This is a genomic window from Streptomyces sp. NPDC101160 (genome assembly GCF_044768205.1).
GTDB lineage: Bacteria > Actinomycetota > Actinomycetes > Streptomycetales > Streptomycetaceae > Streptomyces.
In genome coordinates this window covers 576,608-593,886 of sequence record NZ_JBIWPJ010000003.1, presented here as the reverse complement: position 1 = coordinate 593,886, position 17,279 = coordinate 576,608, and the positions used below count along the sequence as shown (strand labels likewise).

Sequence of the window (17,279 nt, the reverse complement as noted above, 5' to 3'; positions counted from 1 at the left end):
ATGTCCACGATGCACACGCCCACGCCGGACGACCCGGCCGGCCCGCTCGGCCCGGTCGACCGGATCCGCCCTGCCGACCCGGCCGGCACCGTCCGCCCGGACGACCCGGCCGGCCCGCTCGGCCCGATCGCATCGGTCACCCCGGCCGGCCCCGTCGCGCTGCCCGTCACCGCCGTCACCTGTCTGGAGGACCGCGCGCACATCGAGCGCGCCGCCGTCCTCGACCTGCGTGAGGGGGTGCAGCGGCTGCGGCTCGGGCCGGTCGGCGCGCTGGCCGTCGACCGTACGCTGCACGCGGAACTGACCGCCGATCACCCCGCCGCCGTGCTCGACGTCCGGATCGTGCGCACCTGGGCTCCGCGCGGTCCGCTGCCGGACGCCGACGAGGACTCCGCGCTGCGCCGGCGTCTGCACGCCCTGACGGAGGAGCGGTTCGCGCTCGAAGGGCGACGCGACCGCTTGCGGACCCGGCTGGAGCTGCTCGGCCGGCTCGCCGCCGATCTGCTGCGGGAGATCGGCGAGGGCGCCGGGGCCGGTGAGACCGACACGGCGCGCTGGGCCCACGAGCTGGACCGGGTGGACGAGGAGCGCGACACGTACGCCGAGCGGCTCCGCGCCGTCGAGGCCCGGCTCGTGGCGCTGGGCGAGGAGCACGCGGACACCGAGCGCGCCCTGGAAGCCGCCGAGGAGGAACCCGCCGAGCTGCTCGGACATGTCGAGCTGACCGTCCGCGCCGCGGCGGCCGGACCCGCCCGGCTGCGGCTGACCCACCTCACGCCGTGCGCGCTGTGGCGGCCCGCCTACCGTGCCGTCCTCGACGGGGAGGCACTGACGCTGGAGACCGACGCGGTGGTCTGGCAGCGGACGGGCGAGGACTGGTCGGACGTACGCCTGACGCTGTCGACGGCCCGCTCGGCGCTGGCCGGTGAGCCGCCGCGGCTCGTCGAGGACCGGCTGACCCTCAAGGACCGTACGGCGGCGGAGCGCCGTACCGTCGACGTCGAACTGCGTGAGGAGCGGACCGCGGACCTCGGCCCGCTGCCGGTGCTCGGCCTGCCGGGCGTGGACGACGGCGGCGAGACGCGCGTGCTGCAATCGCCCGCGCCCGTCTCCGTGCCCTCGGACGGGCGTGCCCACCGGGTGCGGCTCTCCGCCTTCACCACGCCCGCGCGCAGCGAGTACGCGTGCGCGCCGGAGCTGTCGCCGCTGGTCACCCAGGTCGTACGGTTCGACAACCAGTCGGGCCACGCGCTGCTCGCCGGGCCGGTCGACCTGGTGCGCGACCACGGCTTCAGCGGCCGCGGCACCCTGGACTTCACTCCTCCCGGCGCCCCCGTCGAGCTCGCCTTCGGCAGTCGCGACGACCACCGGGTGGTCCGCCGCGCCGAGGAGTCGCGCGACACCGCGGGCCTGTCCCAGCGGACCGTCGTCACCCGTACGGTACGGCTGCACCTGTCCCGGTTCTCGGCGCCCGGCGAACAAGGCGACCGCGTGATCGCCGTACGGGAGCGGATCCCGGTCTCCGAGGTGGCGGCCGTGGAGGTACGCCTCCTGAAGGACCTCTGTTCGCCGGTGCCCGACGCGGTCGACGCCGACGGCATCGTCCGCTGGGACGTGGCGCTCGCGCCGGGCGGCCGGCGGACGGTGACCCTGGCGTACGAGATCGCGGCGAAGGCGAAGGTCAGCGGGATCTGAGCGGATGGCAGAGGTCCACCGGCCGCGGGGCCCTGCGGGTCAGCGGGCCGTCACGGCCGCGTTCGGGTGGTGGTCGTCGTCGTGGTCGTCGTAGTCGACCGTCCCGGACGTGATCTGGCCGATGAGCCCCAGCAGGAGGAAGAGCCAGACCAGGATCTTCGCCGGGGTGTCCAGGAGCAGCGGGCGCGTGGCGGAGCGCTGCTCGGGCGCGGCGGCAGCCGAGGCGGGGGCCGGGACCGGGGCGGGGGCCGGGGCGGGGGCGGTGGCCTCGTCGCCCAGGATGCCCTTGGGGTAGACCGGCGTCAGCATCATCGCGTACGCCGACAGCCGCATCCGGTAGCGGACGACGGCCGCCGTCGCGCCGAAGACGGGCTCGGGGAGGCGCCCCAGGACGATCCCGATCAGCCAGAACACCCAGCCGACCGCGAACCAGCCGGACTGCGCGAGGCCGCTGACGATCTGTGCCGGGATCATCAGGAACAGCCGGAACAGCACGGCGAGGCGGTTGAGCGGGGTGCCGCGGAGCTCGATGCGGACCGGGTAGTCGGGTGCGTCGAAGGCGAACGGCGGATAGCGGTCGACGAGCAGTGCGGAGCTCGCCAGGACCCGGGTCTGGTAGGCGAGCACCGAGCCGAGGAACGACCCGATCGCGTCGGGCAGACGGCCCAGGACCAGGGCGCTGAACCAGCCCGCCACGGTGACGAAGAACGCGGCGATGGAAAGGACGACGACCACGACGAACTGCGGCAGGAGCAGCAGCCAGCGCAGCAGCACCGTCCAGCGGCGCTGCCGCCCCGGCGGGGGGATGTCGAGGGGCGGCCGGAACTCGTCCTCGTCGGTGTACTCCGGAGGCCGGGGTTCCCATCCTGCTGCCATCGGCTGCCTCCTCCGTGTCCCGCGTGTCCCGGTGTTCGCCCGGTGCTCCCCCGCTGCGCCCGTGCACCTCGATCGTGGCGCGGCGGCACGGCCGCCGCACCGCCACCGGGGCCACAGGGGTTACCGCGGGCCCGGTCCCGGCCTGCGCCGCCACCCGGGACCGGACTCGTACCGGCCCCTCGTCAGGCGAGCTCCTTGACCGCCGCCAGGTACTCCAGGACGGCGTCGCGGTTGCGGGTCAGGCAACGGATCCGGCGTTCCATCCGTTCGGTCTCGCACTCCAGGGTGGCGATCATCTCGGGCGTGGCGTCGGCGAAGTGGATCTTCCGCGGGCTGTCCAGGCAGGGCAGGATCTGCTTGATGATCCGCGTGGGCAACCCCGCGTCGAGGAGCCCGCGGATCTGCAGCACGCGGTCGACGAGGCTCTCGTCGTACTCGCGGTAGCCGTTCGCCTCGCGGCGCGGAGTGAGCAGGCCCTGCTCCTCGTAGTAGCGCAGGAGGCGCGGAGGGGTGTCCGTCAGCCGGGCAAGTTCGCCGATGCGCATATGACCATCCTCGTTTCGTCGAGAGCGGTACGGGTCCGGCCGCACCGGCAGCGGCACGAGCACTGGCGGGGAGCCGTACCGGCCGGGCCGTACGCCCGGAAACCGGTCCTAGCCGAGCCAGCCCCGCAGCAGCTCCTCCCGCTCGGCCTTCCTGGGCGCCGACCCGCCCTCCCACGCGCGGCCCCACTCCGACATCGCCGCCAGCGTCGTCTGCATCGTCGCGGCGCCCTCGGTGAGCCGGGACAGCAGCGCGCGGGAGAGGTCGGCCTCGGTCTGGGTGTAGCCGACGGCCGCGGCGGCGTAGGCCCCCAACTCGTACTCGCCGTCGGCCGCGTCCACGCACACCGTCATCAGCGGAGGCGCCTCGACCTCCGGGCCCATCCCCATGGGCAGGGCCAGCTCCTTCACCGTCACCAGGGCCACCTCCGCGACGGCGCCGACCTGCCGCATCAGCGACGTCACGGGCACTCCCCCCACCGTCAGGGCCCGCACGTCCTCCCACAGATGCAGGCCGGACTGCCCGTCGCCGAGCCCCACGACCCCCTCGGAGGTCAGCCGCACGCCGGGGGCGTGCCCGGACGGCTTCGCGCCCACGTACACATCGCCCTCGACGATCCAGAACAGGCCCACCATGGCCATGTGTTGCCCACTTCCCCCGACGGCGGCAGCGCCGCCGTCCCGCACTTCAAACGATCAGGTCACCTTCGGCAACGCGACAAGCGGACGGAAAGTTCCCACACCCCGCCCCGGCACTCGTTCCGGGCGCAGTGCTCTACTTGCACTTCCCTCCCCGCTCGAACGACAGGTGTGAACGTGCAACTCGCCGACAGCAATCGGCTCTCGCTGAAAGGGCTCCTCCAGGAACGCCGCGCGGCCATAAGTCCCGAATCCGCCGGGTTTCCGCGGCGGGTGTCCGGGCGTGGGCGCCGGGCCGTCGGGTTGAGTCAGGAGCAGATGGACTGTCTGCTGCACCGTGCGCCCGGTACGTACAACCGGTTCGAGAACGGGCAGCTGGCCAAGGTGTCGAACGAGTTCCTGACCGCCGTGGCGAAGGCGCTGCGGCTCAACGAGCAGGAGTGGACGATCCTGTGGCGGCTGGCACGGCGGGAGAACCCGCCGTATGCCCTGCACGAGGACTCCGGGATGACGGTGCCCGGGGTGTGGCGGGGCGTGATGGAGCGGATCAACGGGGCGATGGCGTATGTGACCGACGCCGAGTGGAACGTGCTGGCGCACAACGAGGACTACCGGCGCCTGTTCCCGCGCGGTGAGGCGCCGGCGAACACGATGCGGTGGATGCTGCTCGACGAGGAGGCGCGTACGGAGGTGCTGACCGACTGGGAGAGCCGGTGGGCGCCCCTGGTGATGCCCCAGTTGCGGCACGCCAGGGAGATGCGGCCGGACAACGGGACGCTGGCGCGGATCGAGGCGGAGGTTCTGGCGGACGCGGTCGCGGGGCCGATCTACCGGGAGGCGGCGACCGCGCCGATCCCGTACCCGGACGGGTCCGAGCGGCCGATCCACCATGCCGTGCACGGTCCCGGCTGGGTGACGACGTGCGTGGCCGAGCCGGTCACCTCGCCCGGTTCGCGGGTCATGCTGCTGGTCTACACGCCGGGCAGGTCGCTCGCCGAGCGGCATCCGGTGCTGTCGGCGCCGCTGAGGTCCTGAGGCGGTACCGGACGGGGGAACAACCGGCACCCATCACGTACGTTTTCCCCTATCCCGACCCGAGGAGTCTCAGCCGTGGCTCACATAGCCCGCCCTGCCATAGCCCTGCCACCGAACCTGGTCACCACCGACGAGCTGTGCGCGGACATCCGTGCCGCCCACCCCGAGCTGCCCCGGCTGGAGGCCTATCTGCGGATCGCCCGGGCGACGACCGTGGAGAAGCGGTACTTCACGCGTCCGCTGTCCGCGCCGACGGTGTCCGGCACCGCGCCGATCGAGGAGCGCAACGGCGCGGCGTTCGAGGACGCGCTGCGGCTCGCCGTCGCGTCGGGCCGCCAGGCCCTGGCGAACGCCGGGCTCGCGCCCGAGGACGTGGACTGTGTCATCACCAGTCACACGACCTCGTGGGCGGTGCCCTCGCTCGACGTGTCGCTCGTGTGCGAACTCGGGCTGCGGGCCGACGTACGGCGGATCCCGATGGCCAGCGTCGGCTGCGCGGGCGGCGCCCAGGCGATCGTGTACGCGCGGGACGACATCAGGGCGCATCCCGGCGCGAACGTGCTGATCGTCGTCGCCGAATGCCTGTCGGCGGCGACGTACAACCATGTCGACACCAGCCGTGAGTCCATGATCTACAAGGTGCTGTTCGGGGACGGCTCCGGTGCCGTGGTCGTGTCGGACACCCCGCGGTGGGACGGCCCGAGCATGGAGATCAGCGACACGTTCCAGTACGTGCTGCCGGAGAGCATCAGCCGCTACAAGGGGCGGCTGACGGCCGAGGGGCTGCACTTCGACTCCACCGACGCCGCCACCCGCGCGCTGAGCGACTCCCTCCCGGAGATCCACAAGTGGCTGGACGGGCGGCCGACCGATTTCGTCGTGGTGCACCCCGGCGGGCCCCGCATCATCCTCGACGCCGCCGCCGGCCTCGGACTCGATCCCGACAAGACGACGGGCGACCTCACACACTCCTGGACGAGCCTCGCGGAGTGCGGAAACCTCGGGGGCTCGGCCGTCCTCGACGTGCTGGCCCGGACGTTCGACGCCCCTCCGGCGCACGACAGCGAGGGCCTGCTCGTCGGCTTCGGCCCCGGTTTCATCCTGGCCGCGGCGTACGGGCGCTGGCACCACCCCGCCGCCTGACGCCCGGCGTCCGGCGTCCGACGCCCGGCGTCCGACGCCCGCCGCCCGCCGCCCGCCGCCCGCCGCCTGGCAGCATCCGACGCCCGACACCGGACACCACGCCGTCGGCGTGGTGTACCGCCGCGTCGTCGCACGGGGGCCTCAACTTCCCCTGCCGCCACGCTACTTGAGCCTATTTGAGCGCAGGGGATTGACGGTTACATGATCACCGCGTTTCCTGTGATCCGCAACGTTTGATTGCGCGTGATTCTGGTCGATTGTGTCGCACTCGCAGGTCACTTCCCACCCCCAGGAGCCCCCACATGCCCACCCCGCGCTCCCGCCTCGCCCCCGTCGCCGCCACGGTTCTCGTCGCCGCCCTCGGTCTCACCGCGTGTTCGAGCGGGCAGGCGCCGTCCGGCTCGTCCGGTGACGTCCGCACGGTGGAGGGCAAGATCTCCCTGACGTACCTTCAGAAGCAGGGCGACCAGGAGTACTTCATCGGCGAGGCAGCCGGCGCGAAGGCGAAGGCGGCCGAGCTCGGGGTCGACCTGAAGGTGGTCAACCTCGGCAACGACGCCAACAAGACCGTCAGCGAGGTCCAGTCCGCGATCGCGCAGAAGAGCAACGGCCTGATCGTCGTCGTCCCCGACCCCGCGGTCGGACCACAGGTCGTCCAGGCCGCCCGGGACGCCAAGGTCGCCCTGCTCACCTCCGACGACCAGATCTGCACCACCGGCCCGGCACCCGCGTCCTGTGCGAAGGGCGATCTGGTGCCGCGGATCGGCTTCAGCGGCGAGCAGATGGGCGGCGAGGTCGGCAAGCGGGCCGCCGCGGAGTTCACCAAGGCCGGCTGGAACGCGGCCGACACCCGGACCGTCTCCACCTGGAAGCAGGACGTCACCGTCTGCGGCGACCGGGTCAAGGCGGCGAAGGCTGCGTTCGCCTCGGCCGCCGGTGCCACCGTCCAGAACATCGACGTCGCCACCGACAACACCCCGACCGGTGCCCAGGACAAGGTCGCGGCCACCCTCACCGCCAACCCGGGAGTCAGGCACTGGGTCGTCTGGGGCTGCAACGACGAGAACGTCCAGGGCGGTGTCACCGCCCTGCAGAACGCGGGCGTCGGCGCGAACGACATCATCGGCGTCGGCCTCGGCGCCTACCTCGCCTGCAAGGACTGGCAGTCGGGCAAGCCGTCCGGCATGAAGGCGGCGCTGTTCATCAACGGCAAGGACGTCGGCGCGCTCGCCGTCCAGACCATGTACGACCGCCTCAAGAACGGCAAGGACTTCCCCGCCGAGGCGTTCGCCCCGACCAAGATGGTCGACGCCGCGAGCTGGCAGGCGGCCGGCGTCTCCTGCAGCTGACGCGCCCCGGCTCCCGTCCCGCCCCGCCACGCGTGAGTGAGGTCCCATGACCAGCACCGCACCCGCCGGCCTGTCCGCCGAGAACGTCTCCAAGCACTTCGGCGCCGTCCACGCGCTCCAGGACGTCACCCTGCACTTCCCGCCCGGCCAGGTCACCGCCCTGATGGGCGAGAACGGCGCCGGCAAGTCCACCCTCCTGCGCATCCTGACCGGCGACCACCGGCCGAGCCGGGGGCGGGTCCTGCTGGACGGGACGCCGCTCGACCTCGCCTCGCCGATCGACGCGCGCCGGGCCGGGATCCGGATCATCCCGCAGGAGCCGGAGATCATCCCGCACGTCTCCGTCGCCGAGAACGTGTACGCCGGCTCGCTGCCCCGCCGCGCCGGGCGCCGCCTCGACCGGGCCGAACTGCGCCGCCGGATCACCGCCGACCTGGCGGCGCTCGGCTTCGCCAAGGTCCTCGACCCCGACCTGCCCGGCTCCCGGCTGACCGCCGCCCAGCGCCAGTTGGTGGAGATCCTCCGCGCCTTCACCGGCGGCACCCCGCCCCGCGCGATCGCCTTCGACGAGCCGACCTCCTCCCTCTCCGAGCACGAGACCGAGGCCCTGTTCACCCTGATCGGGCGGCTGCGCGACCAGGGCGTCGCCGTCGTCTACGTGTCGCACCGGATGAAGGAGATCTTCCGCCTCGCCGACCGCATCGCCGTCCTGCGCGACGGCCGGGTCGCGGGCGTCGTCGACGCCTCCGCCACCACCGAGGCGGAGGTCGTGCGCCTGATGGTCGGCCGCGACCTGGCCGGCCTGTTCGCCCGACAGGAGGTCGCCACCGACCGCGTCGTGCTCGACGTCCGCGGCCTCACCACCGACGACGTACGCGACATCACGCTGCAGGTCCGGGCCGGGGAGGTGGTCGCCCTGGCCGGACTGATCGGCGCCGGCCGCTCCGAACTCGCCCTCGCCCTCGCCGGGGACACCCCGATCCGCTCCGGCACCGTGACGCTCGACGGCAGACGTCTCGACCTGCGCAGCCCGCGCGACGCCGTCGCCGCCGGCATCGGTCTGGCCCCGGAGGAGCGCAAGGCCCAGGCCCTGTTCCTGCACCGCACCATCCGCGACAACACCGCGCTGGTCAGCCTCGGCCGGCTGCGCCGCCGGCGCTTCGTCAGCAAGTCCGGGGAGCGCGCCCTCGCCCAGGAGTTCGCCGACCGGCTGCGGGTGCGCGCACCCTCCGTCGAGACCGAGGTCCACGCCCTTTCCGGCGGCAACCAGCAGAAGGTCGTGCTCGCCCGCTGGCTGGCCCGCAGGCCCGCGCTGCTGATCCTCGACGAGCCCACCCGTGGCGTGGACATCGGTGCCAAGGCGGAGATCTACCAGATCATCGCCGACCTGGCCCGCGAGGGCGTGGCCATCCTGGTGGTCTCCTCCGAACTGCCCGAGGTCCTCGGCCTCGCCGACCGCGTCCTCGTGCTGCAGAACGGCCGCATCACCGGCGAACTCGGCCGGTCCGAGGCCTCCGAGGAGGCGATCCTCGCCCTCGCCATGGCCGACGACCTCACCGCCGCACCCCAGGGCGGCGCCGGCACGGACCCCGACGCGTGCGCTCCGACCGGCTCCCCCGCACCGGCCGCACCGACCAGTCCGACCGCTTCGACCAGTCCGGCGGCCCCGACCACTCCGACCGCCCCAACCACCCCGACCGACCCGACCACCGCGACGGGAGCCGCCCGATGAGCGCCGCCACCGCCCCGAGCACCCAGCGCCAGCCGAGCGGGACCGGACCCGAGCCGCGCCCGCGCGGCCCGCGCGCACTCCTCGCCTCGATCGGCGGGCAGAACGTCGGACTCCTCGGCGCCCTCGTCGTCGTGGTCGCCCTGTTCGGCACGCTCGACCCCAACTTCCTCGGCTGGGACAACATCCGGGTGATCGGCGAGGCGGCCACCATCGCCGGGCTGCTCGCCGTCGTACAGACCGTCGTCATCATCTGCGGCGGCCTCGACATCTCCGTCGGCTCCCAGGCCGGCCTCGCCTCCGTCATCAGCGCGATGGTCTTCACCGCCACCGGCTCCAGCGCCCCGCTCGGCATCGGCGCCGCCCTGCTCGGGGGCGCCGCCGTCGGCCTGCTCAACGGCGTCGTGATCATCCACGGCAGGGTCAACCCCACGATCGCCACGCTGGCCGGCCTCGCCGCGTACAAGGGACTCGCCCAGCTGGTCTCCGACGGACGGGCGCAGGGCTACGTGCTCGGTGACCCCGTGTTCGTCTTCCTCAGCCGGGGAAGGATCGCCGGGCTGCCGACCATGGTCTGGATCCTGGCGCTGGTCGCGGCCGCGGTGCACGTCCTGCTCACGTACACCGACATCGGCCGCAACATCTACGCGCTCGGCGGCAACGACACCGCCGCCCGGCTGGCCGGCATCAACCTCAACAAGTACCTGATCTCGGCGTACGCGCTGACCGGCACCGTCGCCGCCCTCGCCGGTGTGCTGCTCACCGCGCGCACCGGCTCCGGGCAGCCGGTCTCCGGCAGCGAGGGCCTGGAACTCCAGTCGATCACCGCGGCCGCGCTCGGCGGCTGCGCCCTCAAGGGCGGCAAGGGCACCATCGGCGGCACCCTGCTCGCGGTCGCCCTGCTCGGCGCCCTGCAGAACGGGCTCACCGTCCAGGGCATCAACACCTTCTGGCAGAACGTCGCCCAGGGGCTGCTCCTGGTGACCGCCGTCGTCATCCAGCAGCGCCGCCACCGCGGCCGCGCCGTCGGCCTGCCCGCGTAGCTCCGCTCCTGCTCCTGCTCCTGTTCCTTTACCTGCACCTGCACCTCCTTGTCGGCCGATCAACCTCCCAGACAGGAGAGCTCATTTGACTCCCTCCACACGCGGGACCGGACGCGGCATCAGGCACGTCCTCACCGCGACGACCACCACACTGGCCATGCTGTTCGGCGGTGGCGCCCTCGCCGCCACGGCCGCCGCCGGCCTCCAACTGGCCGCCGCGCCACCGGCGGCGGCCGTGGAGAACACACTGGCCCGCACTCCCGCCATGGGCTTCAACAACTGGAACTCCACCCACTGCCGGGCGGAGTTCAACGAGTCGATGGTCAAGGGCATCGCGGACATCTTCGTCACCCAGGGGCTCAAGGACGCCGGCTACCAGTACGTCAACCTCGACGACTGCTGGGCCCTGCCGAACCGCGACGCCTCCGGCAACCTGGTGCCCGACCCGGTCCGCTTCCCGCACGGGATCAAGGCGCTGGCCGACTACGTCCACGCCAAGGGCCTGAAGTTCGGCCTCTACTCCAGTGCCGGCACCAAGACCTGCGACACCCTCGGCTTCCCCGGCGGACTCGGCCACGAGCAGCAGGACGCCAACCTCTGGGCTTCCTGGGGCGTCGACTACCTCAAGTACGACAACTGCAACAACCAGGGTGTCGACGCCCGGCAGCGCTACCGGGCGATGGGCGACGCGCTGAAGGCCACCGGCCGCCCCATCCTCTACAGCATCTGCGAATGGGGCCAGAACCAGCCGTGGACCTGGGCGCAGGACGTCGGCAACTCCTGGCGCACCACCGGAGACATCACCGACTCCTGGTCCAGCATGATCGGCATCGCGCACGCCAACCAGCCGCTCGCCCCGTACGCCGGGCCCGGCGGCTGGAACGACCCGGACATGCTGGAGGTCGGCAACGGCGGCATGACCGACACCGAGTACCGCACCCACTTCAGCCTCTGGGCCGAGATGTCCGCGCCGCTGCTGATCGGCAGCGACCTGCGGACCGCGAGTGCGGCGACGCTGGCGATCCTGAAGAACACCGACGTGATCGCGGTCGACCAGGACCCGCTGGGCGTGCAGGGCACCGTGCTGTCCAGCAGCGGCGGCCTGGTCGTCATGAGCAAGCCGCTCGCCGACGGCAGCCGCGCGATCACGCTCACCAACGAGACCAGCCTGGCCCGGACCGTCGCCACCACCGCGGAGGCCGCCGGGATCGGCGGCGCGCCCTCGTACACGCTCAAGGACCTGTGGTCCGGGCAGACCACCACCACGACCGGCGCGGTCAGCGCCTCGGTGCCGCCGCACGGCACGGTGATGTACCGGGTGACCCCGAGCGCGCCGGTCGCGCTGCCCGCGGGCGTGTACCAGCTCGGTGACCTGGCGTGGACCTCCGCCACCAACGGCTGGGGCCCGGTGGAGCGCAACAGGAGCAACGGCGAGAGCGGCTCGGGCGACGGGCGCGCCCTGACCGTCGGCGGCACCGCGTACGCCAGGGGCCTGGGCGTCCATGCCTCCTCCGACGTCCGCTACCACCTGGGCGGGACGTGCCGGAACCTCACCGTGGACGTCGGCGTCGACGACGAGGTCGGCAACAGCGGCTCGGTGGTCTTCCAGGTGTACCGCGACCAGAGCCTGGCCGCCGACAGCGGGGTGCTGCGGGGCAGCGATCCCGCGAAGCGCCTCAGCGTCGACCTCACCGGTACGAACGACCTGCGGCTGGTGGTCACCGACGCCGGGGACGGCAAGAACTACGACCACGCCGACTGGGCGGGTGCGCGTCTCGCCTGCGGTGACGGCCCGTCGGCCGGCCGCCACGCCCTGAGCGACCTCGCGTGGACGAGTGCCGCCAACGGCTGGGGTCCGGCCGAGCGCGACCGCAGCAACGGCGAGCAGGCGGCCGGCGACGGGCGCACCCTGACCATCGGCGGCACGCAGTACGCCAAGGGCCTCGGCACCCACGCCGCCGCCACCGTCACGTACTACCTGGGCGGCTCCTGCACCGGCCTGAGCACCGACGTGGGCGTCGACGACGAGGTCGGCAACAGCGGCTCGGTGGTCTTCCGGGTGTACGCGGACGGTGTGAAGGTGGCCGAGAGCGCCACCCTGACCGGCAGCGCGGCCGCCGCCCACCTCGACGCCCCGCTCACCGGTGCCTACGAGCTCACGCTCCAGGTCGCCGACGCCGGCGACGGCAACACCTACGACCACGCCGACTGGGGCGGCCCCACCCTCACCTGCGTCTGATCGAGACGGCCCGGCAGGCCGGCGCGCACTCGGCGCCGGCCTGCCGGGACCGGCTACCGGCCCTGGAGGGCCTTCACGTTGTCACCGAAGGTCCAGCCCTTGGCGCCGTCCCAGTTGGCCGACCAGGTCATCAGGCCCTTGAGGGACCCGGCGTAGTGGTTCCACGCCTGGGCGACGGCCGAGGGCGCCATGTGGCCGCCGCCCGCACCGGGTTGCGCGGGCAGGCCGGGGACCTGCTTGTCGTACGGCACCCGGATCGTGGTGCCCTGGACGACGAGGCCCTTGTTCAGGCAGTCGGTCTGGGCGACGAACCCGGCGACGGTTCCGGCGGAGTACGAGTCGCCGGAGCAGCCGTACATGCTGCCGTTGTAGTACTGCATGTTGAGCCACCACAGGCGTCCGTTGTCGGCGTACTTCTTGACGATCGGCAGGTAGGCGCCCCAGATCGATCCGTACGCCACGCTGCCGCCGGTGACGTAGGCGGTCTCGGGCGCCATGGTCAGGCCGAAGCCGGCGGGCATGCGGGCGAGGATGCCGTCGATGATGTGCACGAGGTTGGCCTGCGAGGCGGACAGGGTGGTGATGCTGCCGCTGCCGACCAGGCCGGTCTCGATGTCGATGTCGATGCCGTCGAAGTTGTACGTCCGCAGGATCGGCACGATCGTCTCGACGAACCGGTCGGCCACCGCGCGCGAGCTCAGGTCGATGCCCGCGGCGGCGCCGCCGATCGACATGAGGATCGTGGCACCCGCCGCCTTGGCGCGGCACATCTCGGCGGGGGTGGCGACGCGGACGGTGCTGTCCATGCCGTCCTCCCACAGGACCGTGCCGTCGGAACGGATCACCGGGAAGGCGGCGTTGACCACGTTGTAGCCGTGGGCGGCGAAGCGCGGGTCGTCGATGGGGGCCCATCCGAAGGGCGGGTGGACGCCGTTGGCGGCGCCGTCCCAGTTCTCCCAGTATCCCTGGAGGACCTTGCCGGCGGGCCGCGGTTTGAGGGCGCAGGTGTCGGCGGAGGCCGTGCCGGCGGTTCCGGCGGGGACGGAGCCGGCGGCCCGGGCGGGAGCGGTGAGCGCGGCGGCGGCGAGCAGGGCGGCGAGGGTCGATAAAAGGGCGCGTGCGGTTCGACGGCCGGGCATGCGTGCTCCTTGGGACGTGGGGGTGGTCCTGGGCATGGCGCGCGCTCCCGCAGACCGTAGATTGGTCCATACCTTTCGTCAATACTGTGCGCCGGGCCCCCCACCTCGACTCTCACGCCCCAGGTCTCACGCCTCGTGTGACACGCGGATCAGGTGGTCGCGCACGACGGCCACGTGCGGGTTGGTGGCGGAGCCGGGGCGCTGGACGAGGAAGCCGGTGTTGATCGGCGGGTCCTCGGGCTGGTACAGCAGGACCAGGGCCCCGGAGGCCAGCTCGGCCGCGCAGAGATAGCGCGGCAGGACGCTGGCCCCGGCGCCGCCGACGACGGCGGCGAGGACCGCGCGCAGGTCGGGGACGGTGACCGCGGGGGTGGCCGCGAGGCGGGTGCCGAAGACGTGCCGCCAGTAGCGGCGCAGGATGGGCAGGTCCTCGGCGTACGAGACGAGGGGCACGCCGTGCAGGGCGGCGGCCCCGTCGGTGGCGACGCGCGCGCTGAGGCGTTCGGCCCACGCCGGTGCGGCGACCAGGACGAACTCCTCGTCGGCGAGCGGGACGGAGGCGAGGTTACGGCCCCGGGGGCGGACGGTCGCCACCACGAGGTCGTGGCGACCGGACCGTAGCGCCTCCAGGAGGTCGTCGGTGAGGCCGAAGGTGACGCGGAGCCGTACGCCCTTGTCGACGAGACCGGCGAGGGTGGGCAGGACGCAGTGCGAGAGGTACTCGGCCGGGCCGGCGATGTGCACGGGCTCCGCCTCGCCCGCGCCGAGCAGCCCGCCGGGGCCGTGGACCGCGCCGAGCGCGTCAAGCGGCTCCACGACACGGCCGGCCAGCTCGTCGGCGAAGGGGGTCGGGGCGACGCCGCGCGGCAGACGCTCGAACAGCTCCCGGCCGAGCCGGCTCTCCAGGGTGCGGATCTGGGTGGTGACCGTGGGCTGGGAGAGGCCGAGCATACGGGCGCCGGTGGTGAAGGATCCGGCCCGGTAGACGGCGAGGAAGGTGCGCAGCAGGTTCAGGTCGGGCAGTCCGGGACCGTGCGCGGGGGCCGCCGGCACGCCCGTCGGCGCTCCCGCGGCCGCTGCTGCCGGTCCTCCCCCGGGCATACCGGCCGGCACATCTGTCGGCACACCTGTCGGCATTCCCGCCGTGCCATCGGATTTCCTATCTGCCATATGTCCGAGCCTATTGGATTCGGATGGGTCCTGCCTCCTACGGTCGAGGACATCGCCGCACTGACGATCTGCGTCCGCGGTGTCAGAACCCCACTGCGTCAGCCTGGAGAGACACGCATGTCGAAGATCCTTTTCGTGATGACCGGCGTCGACCACTGGACCCTCGCCGACGGCACCGAGCACCCCACCGGCTTCTGGGCCGAGGAGGCCGCCGCGCCGTACGAGGCGTTCACGGCCGCCGGTCACGAGATCACCGTCGCCACGCCCGGCGGCGTCGTCCCGACCGTCGACCGGGGCAGTCTGGCGCCCGAGGTGAACGGCGGGCAGGAGGGTGCCGACCGGATCGCCGCGACCCTCGACGCGATGGCCGAGCTCCGCCGCCCGGTCCGGCTCGAGGACGTGCGGCTCGACGACTACGACGCCGTCTTCTACCCCGGCGGCCACGGCCCCATGGAGGACCTCGCCGTCGACGCCGTCTCCGGGCGCCTCCTGATCGACACGCTGGCGTCGGGCAAGCCGCTCGGTGTCGTCTGCCACGCGCCGGCCGCGCTGCTCGCGGCGGTCGAGGCGGACGGCGGCAACGCCTTCGCCGGGTACCGGGTGGCTGCCTTCAGCAACGCCGAGGAGACCCAGGCGGGCTTCGCCGACAAGGCGAAGTGGCTGCTCGAGACCCGGCTCGTCGAGGCCGGCGTCGATGTCCGCGTCGGCGAGCCGTGGGCGCCGAACGTGGTCGTCGACCGCAACCTCGTCACCGGCCAGAACCCGGCCTCCTCCACCCCGCTCGCCGCCGAGCTGCTCAAGAAGCTGGCCTGACCATGGGTACCGACCGGCTCGACGAGGTCCTCGACGCCGCCTACGACTGCCTGACCCGGTACGGCGTACGGCGCACCACGATGGACGACATCGCCGCCACCATGGGCGTGTCCCGGTCCGCCGTCTACCAGTACGTGCGCAACAAGGACGACGCCTTCCGCCGCCTCGCCGCCCGGCTGCACGCCCGCGCCCTGGAGCGGGCCCGGCAGGCGGCGGCCGACCGTGACGCCTCGTACACCGTACGGATCCGCGGCGTCCTCGCCGCCAAGCTCGACCTCGTCGCCGAGCTGAGCGGCCCCTCCCCGCACACCGCCGAACTGGTGGACGCCAAGGCCCGGCTCTTCACCGGGATCTGCGCCTCGTTCACGACCGATCTGCGGAGCCTGCTCACCGAGCTGTTCGCCGAGGCCGGCACCACCGCGGGCGTCGAGCCCGCCCAGGCGGCGGACATCGCCCTGGCGCTCGTCCTCGGACTGGAGTCGGTGGCCGAGGCCGCGACGACGGACAGCCGGGCGCTCTTCGCCCCGGCGACGGACGCGCTGCTCGCGGGGCTGCTGGGCGTACCGGTGCAGATTCCGGAGCCGGAGCCGGTGCAGACACCGGAGCCGGGGCGGGAAACGGCACCGTTGCCGACCGCCCCCTGAGTCCGCCCCCTCCTTTCCGTTCCCCCACCTCCTTTCCTTTCCTCCTCCCTCCTTCCTCCCCCTCTTACGTGGAGCTTTGTCATGCCTTTTTCCAGCCGTGAATGGCAGCTCGTCGCCCGGCCCGTCGGCGAGCCCCGGTCCACCGACTTCGCCTTCGTGACCACCACCGTGCCCGACCCGGGCCCCGGTCAGGTCGTCGTCCGCAACGACTTCCTCTCCGTCGACCCGTACATGCGCGGCCGGATGAACGAGGGCAAGTCCTACATCCCGCAGTTCGAGCTCGGCGAGACCATGACGGGCACGGCCGTCGGCACCGTCGTCGCCTCGCAGGCGCCGGAGGTGCCGGTCGGGGCCACCGTCACGCACTTCCTCGGCTGGCGGGAGTACGCCCTCGTGGACGCCGCCGCTGTGCAGCTCGTCGACACCGCGCTCGCGCCCGCCGAGGCGTACCTGGGCGTGCTCGGCACCACGGGTCTGACCGCGTGGGCCACGCTGACGGAGATCGCGCCGGTGCGCGAGGGCGATGTCGTCTTCGTGTCCGGGGCGGCGGGCGCGGTCGGCTCGGTGGCCGGTCAGTTCGCCCGCAAGCTGGGCGCCTCGAAGGTGATCGGTTCGGCGGGCGGGGCCGAGAAGGCCGGCCGGCTGGTGGAGCAGTACGGCTACGACGCGGCGCTCGACTACCGCGCGGGCGACGTCGCCGGTCAGCTCGCGGCCGCCGCGCCCGAGGGCATCGACGTCTACCTCGACAATGTGGGCGGCGAGCACCTGGACGCGGCCCTCGCGGCGATGAACCTGAACGGCCGGATCGGCCTGGTCGGCGCCATCTCCGCGTACAACGCGACGGAACTGCCGCCCGGCCCGGCGAACCTGCCGCTCGCCATCGGCAAGCGCATCACCCTGCGCGGCATGAACGTGGGCGACCACCTGCACCTGGTGCCCGACTACGCCAAGCAGGCGGGCGGCTGGCTGAAGGACGGCTCGCTGGTCGCCGACCAGACGGTCGTCGACGGCATCGAGAACACGCTCGACGCCTTCCAGTCGATGATGCGCGGCGGCAACACGGGCAAGATGCTCGTCCGCCTCGCGCACCACTAGACGCCTTCGTGGGGGGGGCCCCCCGCGGGGGGGGGGGCCCCCCCCCCCCCAAACCCCCCCCCCGCAACCCCCCCCCCCGGCCACACCAAAGGGGCCCCTGCCCCCCACACGCCCCCCCCCAAACCCCA

General features: G+C 72.9%; 15 protein-coding genes and 1 pseudogene. 11 read left to right on the top strand and 5 right to left on the bottom strand.

What is annotated here, in order from left to right:
* Entirely contained in the window at positions 1 to 1,695 is a 1,695-nt protein-coding gene (locus ACIRSU_RS12170) for a mucoidy inhibitor MuiA family protein (protein ID WP_403791172.1), read from the top strand.
* 39 nt (positions 1,696 to 1,734) lie between these two features.
* Here ACIRSU_RS12170 and ACIRSU_RS12165 read toward each other — a convergent pair whose 3' ends face one another.
* From ACIRSU_RS12165 to ACIRSU_RS12155, 3 genes are all read right to left on the bottom strand, one after another.
* Positions 1,735 to 2,571, bottom strand: a complete 837-nt coding sequence (locus ACIRSU_RS12165; protein ID WP_403791170.1) for a DUF4389 domain-containing protein — start codon at positions 2,569 to 2,571, stop codon at positions 1,735 to 1,737.
* A 182-nt stretch (positions 2,572 to 2,753) separates the two neighbouring features.
* Positions 2,754 to 3,116 (bottom strand): MerR family transcriptional regulator, encoded by a 363-nt coding sequence (locus ACIRSU_RS12160; RefSeq protein ID WP_403791168.1) that lies wholly within the window; start codon positions 3,114 to 3,116, stop codon positions 2,754 to 2,756.
* A 108-nt stretch (positions 3,117 to 3,224) separates the two neighbouring features.
* On the bottom strand, positions 3,225 to 3,755 hold the full coding sequence (locus ACIRSU_RS12155) for a hypothetical protein (RefSeq protein ID WP_403791166.1): 531 nt from the start codon (positions 3,753 to 3,755) through the stop codon (positions 3,225 to 3,227).
* A 315-nt stretch (positions 3,756 to 4,070) separates the two neighbouring features.
* On the opposite strand from ACIRSU_RS12155, the gene ACIRSU_RS12150 reads away from it, so the two are divergent.
* The 7 genes and pseudogenes from ACIRSU_RS12150 (at position 4,071) to ACIRSU_RS12120 (ending at position 12,290) form a co-directional block, all read left to right on the top strand.
* The gene (locus tag ACIRSU_RS12150; RefSeq protein WP_403791165.1) at positions 4,071 to 4,787 is read left to right on the top strand and encodes an XRE family transcriptional regulator; all 717 of its coding nucleotides are present in this window, start codon (positions 4,071 to 4,073) and stop codon (positions 4,785 to 4,787) included.
* A 75-nt stretch (positions 4,788 to 4,862) separates the two neighbouring features.
* Positions 4,863 to 5,930, top strand: coding sequence for a PhlD (locus tag ACIRSU_RS12145; protein ID WP_403791163.1), 1,068 nt, complete (start codon positions 4,863 to 4,865; stop codon positions 5,928 to 5,930).
* Between the two features lie 302 nt (positions 5,931 to 6,232).
* Positions 6,233 to 7,279 (top strand): substrate-binding domain-containing protein, encoded by a 1,047-nt coding sequence (locus tag ACIRSU_RS12140; RefSeq protein WP_403791162.1) that lies wholly within the window; start codon positions 6,233 to 6,235, stop codon positions 7,277 to 7,279.
* 46 nt (positions 7,280 to 7,325) lie between these two features.
* The gene (locus ACIRSU_RS12135; protein ID WP_403791160.1) at positions 7,326 to 9,011 is read left to right on the top strand and encodes a sugar ABC transporter ATP-binding protein; all 1,686 of its coding nucleotides are present in this window, start codon (positions 7,326 to 7,328) and stop codon (positions 9,009 to 9,011) included.
* The gene (locus ACIRSU_RS12130; RefSeq protein WP_403791159.1) at positions 9,008 to 10,051 is read left to right on the top strand and encodes an ABC transporter permease; all 1,044 of its coding nucleotides are present in this window, start codon (positions 9,008 to 9,010) and stop codon (positions 10,049 to 10,051) included. Before ACIRSU_RS12135 ends, ACIRSU_RS12130 begins: the two co-directional genes overlap by 4 nt.
* Before the next feature lie 157 nt (positions 10,052 to 10,208).
* Positions 10,209 to 11,834: pseudogene (locus ACIRSU_RS12125) on the top strand (NPCBM/NEW2 domain-containing protein); the annotation flags it as partial.
* A 30-nt stretch (positions 11,835 to 11,864) separates the two neighbouring features.
* Entirely contained in the window at positions 11,865 to 12,290 is a 426-nt protein-coding gene (locus ACIRSU_RS12120) for an NPCBM/NEW2 domain-containing protein (RefSeq protein WP_403791496.1), read from the top strand.
* 53 nt (positions 12,291 to 12,343) lie between these two features.
* Here ACIRSU_RS12120 and ACIRSU_RS12115 read toward each other — a convergent pair whose 3' ends face one another.
* Together ACIRSU_RS12115 and ACIRSU_RS12110 are read right to left on the bottom strand one after the other, a co-directional pair.
* On the bottom strand, positions 12,344 to 13,429 hold the full coding sequence (locus ACIRSU_RS12115; protein WP_403791158.1) for a chitinase: 1,086 nt from the start codon (positions 13,427 to 13,429) through the stop codon (positions 12,344 to 12,346).
* 126 nt (positions 13,430 to 13,555) lie between these two features.
* Positions 13,556 to 14,530 carry a LysR family transcriptional regulator gene (locus ACIRSU_RS12110; RefSeq protein ID WP_403791156.1) on the bottom strand — a complete coding sequence of 325 codons (975 nt, stop codon included), beginning with the start codon at positions 14,528 to 14,530 and terminating at the stop codon, positions 13,556 to 13,558.
* 186 nt (positions 14,531 to 14,716) lie between these two features.
* Between ACIRSU_RS12110 and ACIRSU_RS12105 the strand changes: the two genes are divergently transcribed.
* The 3 genes from ACIRSU_RS12105 to ACIRSU_RS12095 all read left to right on the top strand — a co-directional run bounded on the left by ACIRSU_RS12105 (position 14,717) and on the right by ACIRSU_RS12095 (position 17,151).
* Positions 14,717 to 15,412, top strand: coding sequence for a type 1 glutamine amidotransferase domain-containing protein (locus ACIRSU_RS12105; protein WP_403791154.1), 696 nt, complete (start codon positions 14,717 to 14,719; stop codon positions 15,410 to 15,412).
* 2 nt (positions 15,413 to 15,414) lie between these two features.
* Positions 15,415 to 16,056, top strand: coding sequence for a TetR/AcrR family transcriptional regulator (locus ACIRSU_RS12100; RefSeq protein WP_403791152.1), 642 nt, complete (start codon positions 15,415 to 15,417; stop codon positions 16,054 to 16,056).
* 81 nt (positions 16,057 to 16,137) lie between these two features.
* Positions 16,138 to 17,151 carry an NADP-dependent oxidoreductase gene (locus ACIRSU_RS12095; protein ID WP_403791151.1) on the top strand — a complete coding sequence of 338 codons (1,014 nt, stop codon included), beginning with the start codon at positions 16,138 to 16,140 and terminating at the stop codon, positions 17,149 to 17,151.
* Positions 17,152 to 17,279: the final 128 nt, after the last annotated feature.

What these genes read in the sequence shown, in the direction of transcription:
- ACIRSU_RS12115 (WP_403791158.1), bottom strand. Translation starts at nt 13,429, where the DNA reads ATGCCCGGCCGTCGAACCGCACGCGCCCTTTTATCGACCCTCGCCGCC.
- ACIRSU_RS12105 (WP_403791154.1), top strand. Translation starts at nt 14,717, where the DNA reads ATGTCGAAGATCCTTTTCGTGATGACCGGCGTCGACCACTGGACCCTC.
- ACIRSU_RS12110 (WP_403791156.1), bottom strand. Translation starts at nt 14,530, where the DNA reads ATGCCCGGGGGAGGACCGGCAGCAGCGGCCGCGGGAGCGCCGACGGGC.
- ACIRSU_RS12140 (WP_403791162.1), top strand. Translation starts at nt 6,233, where the DNA reads ATGCCCACCCCGCGCTCCCGCCTCGCCCCCGTCGCCGCCACGGTTCTC.
- ACIRSU_RS12150 (WP_403791165.1), top strand. Translation starts at nt 4,071, where the DNA reads ATGGACTGTCTGCTGCACCGTGCGCCCGGTACGTACAACCGGTTCGAG.
- ACIRSU_RS12155 (WP_403791166.1), bottom strand. Translation starts at nt 3,755, where the DNA reads ATGGCCATGGTGGGCCTGTTCTGGATCGTCGAGGGCGATGTGTACGTG.
- ACIRSU_RS12130 (WP_403791159.1), top strand. Translation starts at nt 9,008, where the DNA reads ATGAGCGCCGCCACCGCCCCGAGCACCCAGCGCCAGCCGAGCGGGACC.
- ACIRSU_RS12135 (WP_403791160.1), top strand. Translation starts at nt 7,326, where the DNA reads ATGACCAGCACCGCACCCGCCGGCCTGTCCGCCGAGAACGTCTCCAAG.
- ACIRSU_RS12170 (WP_403791172.1), top strand. Translation starts at nt 1, where the DNA reads ATGTCCACGATGCACACGCCCACGCCGGACGACCCGGCCGGCCCGCTC.
- ACIRSU_RS12160 (WP_403791168.1), bottom strand. Translation starts at nt 3,116, where the DNA reads ATGCGCATCGGCGAACTTGCCCGGCTGACGGACACCCCTCCGCGCCTC.
- ACIRSU_RS12095 (WP_403791151.1), top strand. Translation starts at nt 16,138, where the DNA reads ATGCCTTTTTCCAGCCGTGAATGGCAGCTCGTCGCCCGGCCCGTCGGC.
- ACIRSU_RS12165 (WP_403791170.1), bottom strand. Translation starts at nt 2,571, where the DNA reads ATGGCAGCAGGATGGGAACCCCGGCCTCCGGAGTACACCGACGAGGAC.
- ACIRSU_RS12100 (WP_403791152.1), top strand. Translation starts at nt 15,415, where the DNA reads ATGGGTACCGACCGGCTCGACGAGGTCCTCGACGCCGCCTACGACTGC.